The sequence below is a fragment of the Streptosporangium saharense genome, from assembly GCF_014203715.1.
GTDB lineage: Bacteria > Actinomycetota > Actinomycetes > Streptosporangiales > Streptosporangiaceae > Streptosporangium > Streptosporangium saharense.
Window position 1 is genome coordinate 888,440 of the sequence record NZ_JACHJP010000001.1, and the last position, 13,090, is coordinate 901,529.

Genomic DNA, 13,090 nt, shown 5'->3' on the forward strand with positions numbered 1-13,090 from the left:
AGGGGAGTTTCCACCAGGGGCGGCGAAGGCGGGAGGACCAAGAAGCCGGATCCGCCCCCCGCGCGCGGCCCTTCGTCACATACTGAAACGCTGCGTGACGTTGAGTAACCGACGGGGGGCACAGCGGTGACGGGGACGATCATTCAAGCGGTTCGCGCGGGGCGCGGTGAGCGGACGAGCGGGGAGGGGCCCCCGGGGGACGAGGCCGTCGGGCGGGGGCGCTGGGCGGCCCGGGAGGAGGCGCAGCGTCCCGACATCGACGTCAGCGTGATCGTCCCCGTCCACAACTGCCGTCCCTACCTCGACCGGTGCCTGACGTCGCTGCTGGTCCAGCGGGTCAACCGGGAGATCATCGTCGTCGACGACGGCTCCACCGACGGCAGCGCCGAGCTGCTCGACCTCTACGCCGCCCACCACAGGGGGGTCGTGCGGGTCGTCCACCTGGAGCGCTCGGGCGGCGCGGGCCGTCCCCGCAACGTCGGCCTGGCCCACGCCAGGGGGAGATACGTCTTCTTCTGCGACGCCGACGACTACCTCGGCCCCGAGGCGCTCGAACGGATGCTCGCGATGGCCGAGCGCAACGGCTCCGACATGGTGCTCGGGAAGATCGTCGGGCACGACCGCAGGGCGCCCGTCTCGATGTTCCGCGAGAACGCCGAACGGGTCACGCTCGCGGAGAGCTGCGTCTACAACAGCCTGAGCTGCTTCAAGCTGTTCCGCAGGGAGATGGTCGAGCGCTACGGCATCCGCTTCGACGAGACGCTGCTGGTCGGCGAGGACGTGTTCTTCACGACCCACGCCTACTGCCACGCCGAGGTGATCTCCGTCGTCGCCGACTACGACTGCTACCACCTGGTCGCCAGGCCGGACGGCAGCAGCATCATGCAGCAGCCGGGCAGCCGTGACCCGGTCGCCTGGATGCGGATGATCAAGAAGTCCGTCGAGCTGATGGTGAGCCACGTGCGTCCCGGGGCGCTCCGCGACCACCTGCTCGGCCGTCACTTCAGGATGGACGCGCTCAGCAACCTCGGCAGGCCCTTCCTCGACGCCGGGGACGAGACGCGCAGGCTGATCGCCGCCGAGGTCGCCGACATGTGCGAGCGGTGGCTGACCGACGGCGTCCGCGAGCGCCTCAACCCCATCGACCGGGGCCGCGTCGCCGCCCTCCAGGACATCGACCGTCTGGTACGGCTCGCGCACATCGAGTCGGCCGTGATCCACAGGCGGCTGACCGGCCTGCACTGGGACCCGCGGGACGGCCTCGTCGTCGCGGGCCTGGTCGCGCTCGACGCCCTCGACGCCCTCAGCAGGGACGGGCGCCCCGACCTCGTGGCCGACGGTCTGGACCTGGTGCTGCGGCTGCGCGGGGGGAACGCGGGAAGCGACGGGGGGCGGCCGGTCGAGCGGGTGTTCCCGGTCAGCGGCGACCACGAGGGCTTCACCGCCGTGGTGGACGTCACGACGCTGTCCTCCGGGGTCTGGGACGTCTATCTGAACGTCGAGTGCGAGGGCGTCACCCGTCTGGTACGGCTCGGCGCCGAGCGGGACGAGCGGATCGCCAGGCCCGCCCCCCGGGTGATCGACGGCGTCGTCGCCCTACCGTACTTCACGAGGCCGCACGGCAATCTCAGCCTCGACGTCGGGGGATACGTGGTGAGCGTCCCCGGGAGCGTCCGGCTGACCCGGACCCGCTGGACGATCGGGCACAGGCTGGTGCTCGACGGCAGGATCAGCGTCGGCTCGGCAGCCCCGGGGGCGCGGGCCGTACGGCATCTGGTGTGGCGGGAACGGTGGTCGGGGCGGGAGCGGCGCGAGCCGGTCGAGGTCGGGGAGGGGGGCGAGTTCGCCGCCCGGCAGGCACTCGGCAGACTGGGACCCGGCACCTGGGACGCCTACCTGGAGCTGGACCTGGGCGGGCCGCCCGCGCGGTTCAGGGTCGAGGCGCCCGCCGAGATCGTCGCGCCGCCGCGCACCTGGTGGCGCGGGCTGGTCAGGCGCAGCGTCAGGCCCTACGCGACCGCGGGCAAGGGGCGGCTGAGCACGGTCGTCCGCACGTTCACCCCCAGGTCACTCGTCCGCCGGGTCCTGCGCTAATGCCACTCCCTTGCAAGTGCAAGCCCATGGCTTAAAGTAGGGAGGATTTCGCATTTCCGGAGGCTTGCCGTGCACGTGCCCGATGGCTTTTTCAACGCAGCCGTATCCATTTCGGCCGGGGCCGTCGCGGCCGCCGGTGTGGGGGTCTGCCTGCGGGGAGCCCGTAAGGAGCTCGACGACAGGACCGCCCCCATGGCGGGTCTGGTCGCCGCCTTCATCTTCGCCGTCCAGATGCTCAACTTCCCGGTCGCCGCGGGCACCAGCGGGCACCTGCTCGGTGGCACGCTCGCGGCGATACTCGTCGGACCGTACACGGCGGTGTTGTGCGTGGCCGTCGTCCTGCTCGTGCAGGGCTTCTTCTTCGCCGACGGCGGCCTGACCGCGCTCGGGGTGAACATCACCCTCATGGGCATCGTCGCCATCGTGGCCGGTTGGGCGGTCTTCCGCCTGATCGCGAGCAGGGCGCGCAGCCGGGGCGTGGTGGTCGCGGCCTCCTTCGTCGCGGCGCTGGTCTCGGTGCCGGTCGCCGCGCTGGCCTTCGCGCTGCTGTTCTGGATCGGCGGCACCGCGCCCATCGAGGTCGGCACAGTAGCCATGGCCATGGGCGGGGTGCACGTGCTCATCGGCATCGGCGAGGGCCTGATCACCGCGGTCACCGTCAGCACCGTGCTCGCGGTCAGGCCCGACCTGGTCTACGGCGCCCGCGGACTTGCCGCGCCCCTGGTGCTGAAGGGCGCCGACGGCGAGGCGACCGCGGTGAGCGCTCCCCAGCGGGCGACGGCCCCGCGCCGGGTCGGCTGGTTCCTGCCCGCGGGTGTCCTGGTCGCGGCGCTGCTGGCCGGGATCGTCAGCTTCTACGCCTCCTCCTCGCCCGACGGTCTTGAGCGGGTCGCCGAAGACAAGGGTTTCATCAGCCAGGCCAGGGACCACGCCCTCGGCGACCAGCCGCTTGCCGACTACGGCGAGGTCGGCGGCATCCCGGTCGGCGTCGCGGGGCTGGTCGGCGTGGGGGTGACCCTCGCCGTCGGCGGCGGCCTCTTCTTCGCGGTACGGCGCCGTAACCAGGGAAAGGCGAGTGACGACTCGGCGAAGGACGAGGTCACCGCGTAGTGGGAGCGGGCCACCACCACCAGCTCTACCGGCCGGGCGACACCCTCGTCCACCGGCTGCCGCCCCAGTGCAAGCTGGTCGCGGTCGCGGCCTTCGCGCTGGTGGTCGTGGCGACCCCGCGTGAGTGGCTGTGGGCCTTCGGGCTCTACGCGCTCCTGCTGGGCGTGGTGGCGTTCGCCGCCCGGGTGCCACCGGGCTTCGTGCTGCGGCGGATGGTGGTCGAGCTGCCGTTCGTGGTGTTCGCGGTGGCGCTGCCGTTCATCGGGCTCGGCGAGCGGGTGCCGTTCCTGGGGATCACGCTCAGCGTCGAGGGGCTCTGGGCGGCCTGGAACATCCTGGCCAAGGCCACGCTCGGGGTCGCCGCGAGCGTGCTGCTCGCGGCCACGACCGAGCCGAGGCTGATGCTGCTCGGCGCCCAGCGGCTGCGGCTGCCGCCGCTGCTGGTGCAGATCGCGATGTTCATGCTCCGCTACATGGACGTGATCGTGGACGAGATGCGCAGGATGCGGGTGGCCAGGGAGTCGCGGGGGTTCGTGGCCAGGGACGTCCGGCACATCCCGGCCGTCGCCAAGTCGGCGGGGGCGCTGTTCATCCGCTCCTACGAGCGTGGCGAGCGGGTGCACCTGGCGATGCTCAGCCGGGGCTACACGGGCTCGATGCCGGTCATCCAGGACCTGTCCGCCTCCTCGCGTCAGTGGCTCACCGCGGGTATGTTGCCGGGCGCGGCGCTGGTCGCGCTGCTCGGGACGACGCTCGTGAACGGGGGCCTGGGATGACCGCCTCGCTGGAGGTGCGCCGCCTGGCGTACGCCTATCCGGACGGCACGCAGGCGCTGTTCGGCGTGGACTTCGAGATCGCGCGCGGGGAGCGGGTCGCGCTGCTCGGCCCGAACGGCGCGGGCAAGACCACGCTGGTGATGCACCTCAACGGCATCCTGACGCCGGGGCACGGCACGGTGACGGTCGCCGGGCTGCCGGTCGGCAAGGACTCGCTCAAAGAGATCCGCAGGCGGGTCGGGCTCGTCTTCCAGGACCCCGACGACCAGCTCTTCATGCCGACGGTCAGGGAGGACGTCGCCTTCGGCCCGGCCAACCTCGGGATCAGGGGCGAGGAACTGCGGCGCCGGGTGGAGGAGGCCCTCGACCGCGTCGGCATGCTCGACGTGGTCGACAGGCCGCCGCACCACCTGTCCTTCGGCCAGCGCCGCAGGGTCGCGGTGGCGACGGTGCTGGCGATGGAGCCGGAGATCCTGGTGCTGGACGAGCCCTCGTCGAACCTGGACCCGGCCTCGCGGCGTGAGCTGGCCGAGATCCTCAGGGGGCTGGACGTGACCGTGCTGATGGTCACGCATGACCTGCCGTACGCCATGGAGCTGTGTGAGCGGGCGCTGATCCTGTCGGGCGGCGTGATCGCCGCGGACGGGCCGACCAGGGAGATCCTCGCCGACGCGGAACTGCTCGCCGCCCACCGTCTGGAACTGCCGTACGGCTTCGCCCTCCCGCGAGCGGAGCATTCCTCATGATCATTACCGTGTGTATCAATTCGCTGTGATAGCGGCTTATATGATCTTTGATCCGCGTTATTCGTGATTTTTCCGGTATAACTCGGCGGGGGATGCCACGGTCTGGCCGGTTCGGCTGTGTCGTGTCGCGCTGTGCCGTACGGTGCCGTGCTGTGCCGTTGGCTTCACGGACGGGGATCCGGAACGGGGTGAGGGTGATGTGTGGCGTTTACGGTTCTTCCTCCGCCCGGGGCGAATGATCATAGGGTCGCGGGACCTCACATACGGTGATGGCGAAGTAAAGTGGGTCTGCCTCATGGGCGAGGAGGACTGATGAAGCTACGGCTGGCTCGCCGCGCCGTCGGCGACGCCGTGGTGGTGGCCGTCGAGGGCGAACTCGATCTGTTCACCGCCCCCTTTCTGCGGGACGAGGTTCGCGATGCCATCAAGCTCGACGGGTCCCGGCTGATCCTCGACCTGACGGCGCTGTCGTTCATGGACTCAAGCGGCCTGTCCGTGCTCATCGAGGCCTGGCGGCTGGCCACGGGCGAGGGCGGCGGTGTCAGCCTCGCCGCCCCGCAGGCCCCGGTGGCCAGGATCCTGCGCACCACCGGTCTCGACCGCCGCATCAAGGTCTATCCCGACGTCGGCACCGCGGTCGGCGCGGGCTGAGCGTCACGGAGCGTGAGGCGACCTGCCGAACGACCACCCCCTGGTAGAACTTCATTCGGTAGCCGCGTTAGAGTCCGCTCATGGACCTGAACGGAGCAGCAGCAGTCATCTCGGGCGGTGCCAGCGGCCTCGGTGAGGCCACGGCCCGTCATCTCGCCGCACACGGCGCCACCGTGGTCGTCGCCGACCTCAACGAGGAGCGCGGAAAGATCGTCGCCGACGAGATCGGCGGGGTCTTCGTCAAGACCGACGTCTCCGACGAGCAGCAGGTGCAGGCGGCGGTCGACGCGGCGGTCGCGACCGGCAAGCCCTTGCGCGTCGTGGTCAACAGCGCGGGCATCGGCTGGGCGGGCCGTACGGTCAACAGGGACGGCACCCCGCACGACCTGGCCTCCTACCGCAGGGTCATCGAGGTCAACCTGATCGGCACCTTCAACCTCCTGCGCGTCGGCGCCGCCGCCATCGCCAAGACCGACCCGGTCGACGAGGACGGCCAGCGCGGCGTGATCGTCAACACCGCCTCCGTCGCGGCGCTCGAAGGACAGACGGGCCAGGTGGCCTACTCGGCGTCCAAGGGCGGCATCGTCGGCATGACCCTGCCCGCCGCGCGCGACCTGTCGCCCGTCGGCATCCGCGTCAACACAATCTGCCCCGGCATCATCGACACCCCGATCTACGCCTTCAACGCCAACGCGGAGGAGTTCAAGGCCAAGCTCGTCGCCCCCGTGGTCTTCCCCAAGCGCATGGGCAGGCCGGAGGAGTTCGCCCAGCTCGTGCGCTCCCTGATCGAGAACGACTACATGAACGCCGAGACCGTCCGCTTCGACGGCGGCATCCGTTTCCAGCCCAAGTAGCTTCCGGCCGAAGGAGTCAACCGGTGTCTGACGAGGTACTGGCCGAGGTCGGCGACGGCGTCGCGGTCATCACGATCAACCGCCCCCAGGCCAGGAACGCGATCAACGGCGCGGTCGCCAGGGGGATCGCCGCGGTGCTCGACGAGTTCGAGGAGCGCGCGGACGTCTCGGTCTACGTGCTGACCGGGGCGGGCGGCACCTTCTGCGCGGGCATGGACCTGAAGGGCTTCCTCAAGGGCGACCTGCCCTTCCTTGAGGGCCGGGGCTTCGGCGGCATCGTCGAGGCGCCGCCGAGGAAGCCGATCGTCGCCGCCGTCGAGGGCTACGCCCTGGCCGGGGGCTTCGAGCTCGCGCTTGCCTGCGACATCATCGTGGCCTCGGAGAAGGCCGTCTTCGGGCTGCCCGAGCCCAAGAGGGGCCTGGTCGCGGCGGCGGGCGGCGTGATGCGGCTGCCCCGGCGCATCCCGTACCACGTCGCGATGGAGATCGCCCTGACCGGCGACCACTTCCCCGCCTCCCGGCTGAGCGAGGTCGGCCTGGTCAACCACGTCACGCCCGAGGGCGAGGCGCTGACCAGGGCGGTCGAGCTGGCCAAGCGGATCGCGGGCAACGCCCCGCTGTCGCTCGCCGCGACCAAGCGGGTGATCGTCGAGTCCGCCGACTGGAGCGCGGGGGAGATGTTCGCCAGGCAGGCGGAGATCATCGACCCGGTGTTCGCGTCGAAGGACGCCCAGGAGGGCGCCGCGGCCTTCGCCGAGAAGCGCGCCCCGGTCTGGAAGGGCGAGTAGGACCTCTCACGGCGCCGGGCGCGGTCCGACGGGCCGCGCCCGGCGCGTTCGTGGCCTGGAATGCGTACGGTGGAAGGGCGTACGGCGTAGGTGTGGAAGGGCACGGCCAGGGCACCTGACCCCCACCCCGACACCCCGACCGCCCCCCGAAGGCCAGGAGAGTGCATGGACGACCCACTGGACACCTACGGCACCCGGTTCTCCCCGGCCGAGCGGCCCGCCGGGGAGCGGTTCAGGCGCAGGGCGGGTGAGCTGGCCGCGGGCGCGGCCGGAGCCGCGATGCTCATCATCGTGTTGGTCGCGGGCATGTGGGCGATCGAGGTCGCCGACTACGTGCTGCCCGCCGACTTCGACGCCTACGGCATCAGGTCGTGGGACGTCGAGGGCCTCGGCGGCATCTTCCTGGCGCCGTTCCTGCACGCGGGCTTCGGCCACCTGATGGCCAACTCGCTGCCCCTGCTGATCCTCGGCTTCCTCGCCGCGCTGCGCGGGATCGGCAGGTTCCTGCTCGCTAGCCTGATCATCATCGTGGTCAGCGGCCTCGGCGTCTGGTTCACCAGCTCGCCGTACGTCATCACGGTCGGGGCGAGCGGGCTGGTCTTCGGCTACTTCGGCTTCGTGGTGGCCAGGGGCCTGTTCGACCGGCGTGCCCTCGACATCGTCATCGGCATCGGCGTCGCCGTGGCGTACTACTCGATCATCTGGGGCGTGCTGCCGGGCGAGGCGGGCATCTCCTGGCAAGGGCACCTGTTCGGATTGGTCGGCGGTGTCCTGGCGGCCTGGGCGCTGCGCCGCAGACGTCCCGCGCCACTCGCCTACTGACTTCTCGCCGGTGTCGGACCACGGGGATGGCTCCAGCCGGTGCCAGAAACGCTGTGGAGGGACTTTCAGTGGAATCTCAGGAGATAGCGGACCCGCGCCAGGAAAGTGGCTCTGCGAGCCACACGGAGCCCCGCGTGGTGGTACGGCGCGCACTGCCGACCCAGCCCGCCGTACGGGCCTCGGCGTCGCTCTTCATGACCGAGGCCGCCGCGCAGGGCGTTACCCCGGGCCGTCGCATGCTGGATGTCGGCCCCGAACCCGCCTCCGCCGACGTCGCGGCGGCGCTGCGCGTCGAGCCCGGCACCGACGTCCTGGCCCGCAGGAAGCTACTGCTCGCCAATGACATTCCGGTGCGGATCGCCACGAGCTATTTCAGGCTCGACCTGTTCGGCGGCACCCCGCTGTGCGATCCCGATTTCGTACGGCCGACGCTGCAGGCGGGCATCGAGGCCCTCGGCCACCGCTTCGGCCACGCCGAGGAGGAGCTGGTGGCCCGCCCGCCGACCGCCTTCGAGGCCGCGACCCTGGAGCTCGGCCCCGGCGAGTGGATCGTGCGGGTGCTGCGCACGGGCTACGGCGACGACGGCACCCCGGTCCACGCCCTTGAGACGATCTGCGCCGCCTCCCGGCACGTCTTCGTCGTGGCGCAGGTCACGGGCGCCGACGAGTTCTGACCACCGGGAGACGGGGCGGGGGAGCGGCTAGAGGCGCTCGACCACGTGGTCGATGCACCTGGTCAGCGCCTCGACGTCGTCGGGGTCGACGGCCGGGAACATCGCGATGCGCAGCTGGTTGCGGCCGAGCTTGCGGTAGGGCTCGGTGTCCACGATGCCGTTGGCGCGCAGGACCTTGGCGACCTCGGCGGCGTCGACCTCGTCGGAGAAGTCGATGGTGCCGACCACGTTCGAGCGGAACTCGGGGGCGGCGAACAGCGAGGTGTAGGAGGTCTTCTCCGCCCACGTGTAGAGCCGCTGGGCCGAGTCGGCGGTGCGGGCGGTGGTCCAGGCCAGGCCGCCGTTGCCGTTCATCCAGTCGAGCTGGTCGGCCAGCAGGAACAGCGTCGCCACCGCCGGGGTGTTGTAGGTCTGGTCCTTGACGGAGTTGTCGATCGCCGTCGGCAGGCTGAAGAACTCGGGGACGTACCGGCCGCTGCCGGAGATCTCCTCGACCCTGGCCAGCGCGGCCGGGGACATCAGGGCCAGCCACAGGCCGCCGTCCGAGGCGAAGCTCTTCTGCGGCGCGAAGTAGTAGACGTCGAACTCGCTCGCCTCGACGGGCAGGCCGCCCGCGCCGGAGGTGGCGTCGACTAGGACCAGCGAACCCTCCTCGCCGACCCGCCTGATCGGCATCGCGACACCGGTCGAGGTCTCGTTGTGGGTGAGCGCGTAGACGTCCACGCCCTCCTCAAGACGGGCCTCGGGGTGGCTGCCGACCTCGGACTTGATCACGGTCGGGTCGCCCAGCCACGGGGCCTTCGCCACGACGGAGGCGAACTTGGAGGAGAACTCGCCGAAGTGCAGGTGCTGCGACCTCTCACGGACGAGCCCGAAGGCGGCGATGTCCCAGAACGCGGTGGTTCCGCCGTTGCCGAGGACGACCTCGTACCCCTCGGGGAGGGAGAACAGCTCCCGCAGGCCCGCGCGGACGCGCCCCACGAGCGACTTGACGGGCTTCTGCCGGTGGGAGGTGCCCATCAGCGTGGAACCGGAGGCGGCGAGGGCCGCCAGCTGCTCGGGTCGTACCTTCGAGGGCCCGCAGCCGAAACGGCCGTCGGCGGGCTTGATGTCAGAGGGAATCACGATGTCAGCCACCTGACCAGCCTACTGAGCCCGCCGCGCGATCCTGTCCGGGGTCCGTATTTCGAGACGTGCGTGCCGTACCAGGTGAGACCGAAATCTCCCGGTAACGCGAGACGGCTGCCGCGCGAGGTGCGTCGCGCGACAGCCGTACCAGACCAGGTGGGGGATCAGAACGAGTTGAGAACCTCGGCGGCGCCGGGCACGTCGTTGATCGAGCGCTGCGGCGGGCCCACGTACTTGGCGCTGGGGCGGACCAGCCTGCCCGTGCGCTTCTGTTCCAGGATGTGAGCCGCCCAGCCCGCGGTGCGGGCGCAGGTGAACATCGAGGTGAACATGTTGGAGGGAACCTCGGCGAAATCCAGGATGACCGCGGCCCAGTACTCGACGTTGGTGGCGAGCACCCGGTCGGGCTTGCGGGCGTGCAGCTCCTCAAGCGCGGCCTGCTCAAGAGCGGCGGCGACCTCGTAGCGAGGCGCGTTGAGCTCCTTGGCCGTACGGCGCAGCACACGGGCCCTGGGGTCCTCGGCCCGGTAGACCCGGTGACCGAAGCCCATGAGCCGCTGGCCGCCGTCCAGCTCCTGCTGGACCCACTTCCTGGCGTCGCCCAGCTTCTCGACGCCCTCGATCATGTGCAGCACGCGGGCGGGGGCGCCCCCGTGCAGCGGACCGGACATGGCGCCGACCGCGCCGCTCAGCGCCGCCGCGACGTCGGCGCCGGTCGAGGCGATCACCCGGGCGGTGAAGGTCGAGGCGTTCATGCCGTGCTCGGCGGCCGACGTCCAGTAGGCGTCGATGGCCTTGACGTGCTTGGGGTCGGCCTCGCCACGCCAGCGGATCATGAACCGCTCGACGATGCTCTCCGCCTTGTCGACCTCGCTCTGCGGGACCATCGGCAGGCCGAGGCCACGCGCCGACTGGGCCACGAAGCTGAGGGCGGTCACGCTGGCGCGCGCGAGGTCGGCGCGCACCTGGTCGGCGTCGATGTCGAGCAGCTGGCGGAAGCCGTACGCGGGGGCCAGGATGGCCAGCGCGCTCTGCACGTCGACGCGGATGTCACCTGAATGGACGGGGATGGGGTACGGCTCGGCCGGGGGCAGGCCCGGCTGGAACGTGTTGTCGACGAGCAGGCCCCACACGTGTCCAAAGGAGACGCGGCCGACCAGCTCTTCGATGTCGACGCCCCGGTAACGAAGGGCGCCCCCTTCTTTGTCCGGTTCCGCGATCTCCGTCTCGAAGGCCACCACGCCTTCGAGCCCGGGTTTGAAGTCGGACATTCTCGGCCGCCTCCCTTTCTTGAAGTCAAAGCCTTGATGTCGAGATACCGGCGGGTCATATTCAACCCCCTGGGGCGCGGTGGTGTGCCGCCGGACCCGCCGGAACGCGATCGTCCCAGGTGGGGGCGGTGCGCATGCTCTCCGTCAAGCACGGGAGAATACCTTCCCGTGGATGCCACCTCGCGCCCGCCTTCGCTCGCCGGGCTTCGCCGCACCTACGAAGGTCTTCCTCTCCTTGAGGAGGATCTCGCCCCCGACCCCGTCTCCCAGTTCGCCCGATGGTTCGACGACGCCGTGGCCGCGGAGCTTCCCGAGCCGAACGCGATGGTCGTCGCGACCAGTTCCGCGGGGGGCAGGCCGACGGCCAGGACCGTCCTGCTCAAGGGCTACGACGAGAACGGTTTCGTCTTCTACACCAACTACGAGTCCCGCAAGGGCCGCGACCTCGCGGAGAACCCGAGGGCCAGCCTGCTGTTCCCCTGGCACTCCATCCGCCGCCAGGTCAGGATCGAGGGCCGCGTCGTACGGCTGCCGCGCGAGGAGTCGGCCGCCTACTTCAGGTCCCGCCCGTACGGCTCGCGCATCGGGGCCTGGGCCTCGCGGCAGTCGGCCGTCGTGCAGTCCAGGCGGGAGCTGGACGAGCGCTACGAGGAGCTGGCCGAGCGCTGGCCGGAGGACCCGCCGGTGCCCGACTTCTGGGGCGGTTTCCTGGTCGTGCCGTCGGAGGTCGAGTTCTGGCAGGGGCAACTGGACCGCATGCACGACCGCCTCCGTTACCGTCGCGCGGGCTCCTCGTGGACCGTCGAACGCCTGGCCCCCTGACTTGTTACCTGGCCATTACTGATATATCCCCATATGTCCGAAGGGCTGAGGGGGAAATGTGGCAGTCAGGGATCTCGTCAGAAGACTCGCGGTGGACACCCGTCCGCTGCGGGTCCCGGCCTACCGGCGGCTCTGGATGGGCCAGGGCGTCTCGTTCATCGGCTTCCAGCTCACCTCGGTCGCGGTCAGCGCCCAGATCTACGGCATCACCGACTCCTCCCTCTGGGTCGGCATGCTGGGCCCGGCCAACCTGGTCCCGCTGATCGTCTTCGGCCTGTGGGGCGGGGCCGTCGCCGACGCCGTGGACCGGCGCAGGCTGCTGCTGATCGGATCCCTGATCGCCTGGAGCGCGACGCTGGCCCTGCTCGCCCAGGCGGTCCTGCAGGTCTCGAACGTCGGCCTGCTCCTGGCCACCGTCGCCGTGCACGCCACCGGCTTCGCCATCACCGGGCCGACCAGGGGAGCGATCATCCCCAGACTCGTCCCGACCGACCTCGTCCCCGCCGCCAACACCCTCAACTTCCTGGTCAGCAGCCTCGGAACCGTGATCGGCCCGCTGATCGCCGGCGTCGTGCTCGCCCAGGGCGGCGTCGCCACCGCCTACCTGATCGACGCGCTGCTGTTCGGCGCGGGCTTCTACGCCGCCGTACGGCTGCCGCGCCTCGAACCGGTCGGCGTGGTCACCCAGCCGGGACTGCGCTCCGTCATCGACGGCCTGCGCTACATCTCCGGCCACCCCGTGGTGATGATGTCCTTCGTCGTGGACATCATCGCCATGGCCTTCGCGATGCCCAGGGCGCTGTTCCCCGAGATCGTCGCCGAGCGCTTCGGCGGCGACCTGCTCGCGTACGGCTGGCTCTCGGCGAGCATCTCGATCGGCGCGGTCCTCGGCGGCCTGCTGTCCGGCTGGGTCGGCAGGATCAGCCGTCAGGGGCTCGCCCTGACGTTCGTGATCGCCGCCTGGGGCGTCAGCGTGGCCCTGGCGGGACTGGCCGGCCAACTGTGGCTGATGGTCGCCCTGCTGGCCCTCGGCGGCGCCGCCGACCTGATCTCGGCCGTGTGGCGGCAGACGATCCTGCAGACCCACGCCCCCGATGACATGCGCGGACGCATGCAGGGCGTGTTCATGGTCGTGGTCGCCGGTGGCCCCAGACTCGGCGACCTCAGGGCGGGCGCCACGGCCGTGTGGTTCGGCGCGACGGCCTCCTGGATCGGCGGGGGAATCGCGTGCGCCGTGGTGGTGCTCCTGGTCGGGCTGGCCGTACCGGCCTTCAGGAACTACCGTTCCGCGGCCCGAAGCGTCTGAGTGATCTCAGCGTTTGGGCAGGTTGGGAAGGATTTACCTCTCCTCGAT

Annotated in this window: 13 protein-coding genes; 11 read left to right on the top strand and 2 right to left on the bottom strand. The window is 70.6% G+C overall.

The annotated features are described in order from the left end of the window. Nucleotides 1-126: 126 nt before the first annotated feature. The 9 genes from FHS44_RS04395 to FHS44_RS04435 all read left to right on the top strand — a co-directional run bounded on the left by FHS44_RS04395 (nt 127) and on the right by FHS44_RS04435 (nt 8,515). A complete protein-coding gene (locus tag FHS44_RS04395; RefSeq protein WP_184712553.1) occupies nt 127-2,094 on the top strand; it encodes a glycosyltransferase family 2 protein in 1,968 nt (655 codons plus the stop codon). 75 nt (nt 2,095-2,169) lie between these two features. After that, nucleotides 2,170-3,204, top strand: coding sequence for an energy-coupling factor ABC transporter permease (locus FHS44_RS42240; protein WP_312863524.1), 1,035 nt, complete (start codon nt 2,170-2,172; stop codon nt 3,202-3,204). Further along, the gene (gene cbiQ, locus FHS44_RS04405) at nt 3,204-3,980 is read left to right on the top strand and encodes a cobalt ECF transporter T component CbiQ (RefSeq protein ID WP_184712555.1); all 777 of its coding nucleotides are present in this window, start codon (nt 3,204-3,206) and stop codon (nt 3,978-3,980) included. Before FHS44_RS42240 ends, cbiQ begins: the two co-directional genes overlap by 1 nt. Beyond that, entirely contained in the window at nt 3,977-4,726 is a 750-nt protein-coding gene (locus tag FHS44_RS04410) for an energy-coupling factor ABC transporter ATP-binding protein (RefSeq protein WP_184712556.1), read from the top strand. The genes cbiQ and FHS44_RS04410 overlap by 4 nt, the downstream gene beginning before the upstream one ends. 312 nt (nt 4,727-5,038) lie before the next feature. Beyond that, nucleotides 5,039-5,377, top strand: a complete 339-nt coding sequence (locus FHS44_RS04415) for an STAS domain-containing protein (RefSeq protein WP_184712557.1) — start codon at nt 5,039-5,041, stop codon at nt 5,375-5,377. 80 nt (nt 5,378-5,457) lie between these two features. Beyond that, on the top strand, nt 5,458-6,231 hold the full coding sequence (locus FHS44_RS04420; protein WP_184712558.1) for an SDR family oxidoreductase: 774 nt from the start codon (nt 5,458-5,460) through the stop codon (nt 6,229-6,231). A 23-nt stretch (nt 6,232-6,254) separates the two neighbouring features. Next, nucleotides 6,255-7,019: a crotonase/enoyl-CoA hydratase family protein gene (locus FHS44_RS04425; protein WP_184712559.1), complete on the top strand. Its 765-nt coding sequence runs from the start codon at nt 6,255-6,257 to the stop codon at nt 7,017-7,019. A gap of 165 nt (nt 7,020-7,184) precedes the next feature. Then, nucleotides 7,185-7,841: a rhomboid family intramembrane serine protease gene (locus FHS44_RS04430; RefSeq protein WP_184712560.1), complete on the top strand. Its 657-nt coding sequence runs from the start codon at nt 7,185-7,187 to the stop codon at nt 7,839-7,841. 134 nt (nt 7,842-7,975) lie between these two features. After that, nucleotides 7,976-8,515, top strand: coding sequence for a GntR family transcriptional regulator (locus FHS44_RS04435; RefSeq protein ID WP_312863525.1), 540 nt, complete (start codon nt 7,976-7,978; stop codon nt 8,513-8,515). Nucleotides 8,516-8,542: 27 nt separating this feature from the next. On the opposite strand, the gene serC is transcribed toward FHS44_RS04435, so the two are convergent. Next, nucleotides 8,543-9,652, bottom strand: a complete 1,110-nt coding sequence (serC, locus tag FHS44_RS04440) for a phosphoserine transaminase (protein ID WP_184712561.1) — start codon at nt 9,650-9,652, stop codon at nt 8,543-8,545. A 155-nt stretch (nt 9,653-9,807) separates the two neighbouring features. Further along, nucleotides 9,808-10,914: a citrate synthase 2 gene (locus tag FHS44_RS04445; RefSeq protein WP_184712562.1), complete on the bottom strand. Its 1,107-nt coding sequence runs from the start codon at nt 10,912-10,914 to the stop codon at nt 9,808-9,810. 168 nt (nt 10,915-11,082) lie between these two features. On the opposite strand from FHS44_RS04445, the gene pdxH reads away from it, so the two are divergent. After that, entirely contained in the window at nt 11,083-11,736 is a 654-nt protein-coding gene (pdxH, locus tag FHS44_RS04450) for a pyridoxamine 5'-phosphate oxidase (protein WP_184712563.1), read from the top strand. Between the two features lie 58 nt (nt 11,737-11,794). Continuing rightward, nucleotides 11,795-13,042, top strand: coding sequence for an MFS transporter (locus FHS44_RS04455; RefSeq protein ID WP_184712564.1), 1,248 nt, complete (start codon nt 11,795-11,797; stop codon nt 13,040-13,042). The last annotated feature ends 48 nt before the right edge of the window (nt 13,043-13,090 follow it).

Excerpts from the sequence above, each read along its gene's own strand:
- FHS44_RS04410 (WP_184712556.1), top strand. The coding sequence starts at position 3,977 with ATGACCGCCTCGCTGGAGGTGCGCCGCCTGGCGTACGCCTATCCGGAC.
- FHS44_RS04415 (WP_184712557.1), top strand. The coding sequence starts at position 5,039 with ATGAAGCTACGGCTGGCTCGCCGCGCCGTCGGCGACGCCGTGGTGGTG.
- FHS44_RS04420 (WP_184712558.1), top strand. The coding sequence starts at position 5,458 with ATGGACCTGAACGGAGCAGCAGCAGTCATCTCGGGCGGTGCCAGCGGC.
- FHS44_RS04430 (WP_184712560.1), top strand. The coding sequence starts at position 7,185 with ATGGACGACCCACTGGACACCTACGGCACCCGGTTCTCCCCGGCCGAG.
- FHS44_RS04445 (WP_184712562.1), bottom strand. The coding sequence starts at position 10,914 with ATGTCCGACTTCAAACCCGGGCTCGAAGGCGTGGTGGCCTTCGAGACG.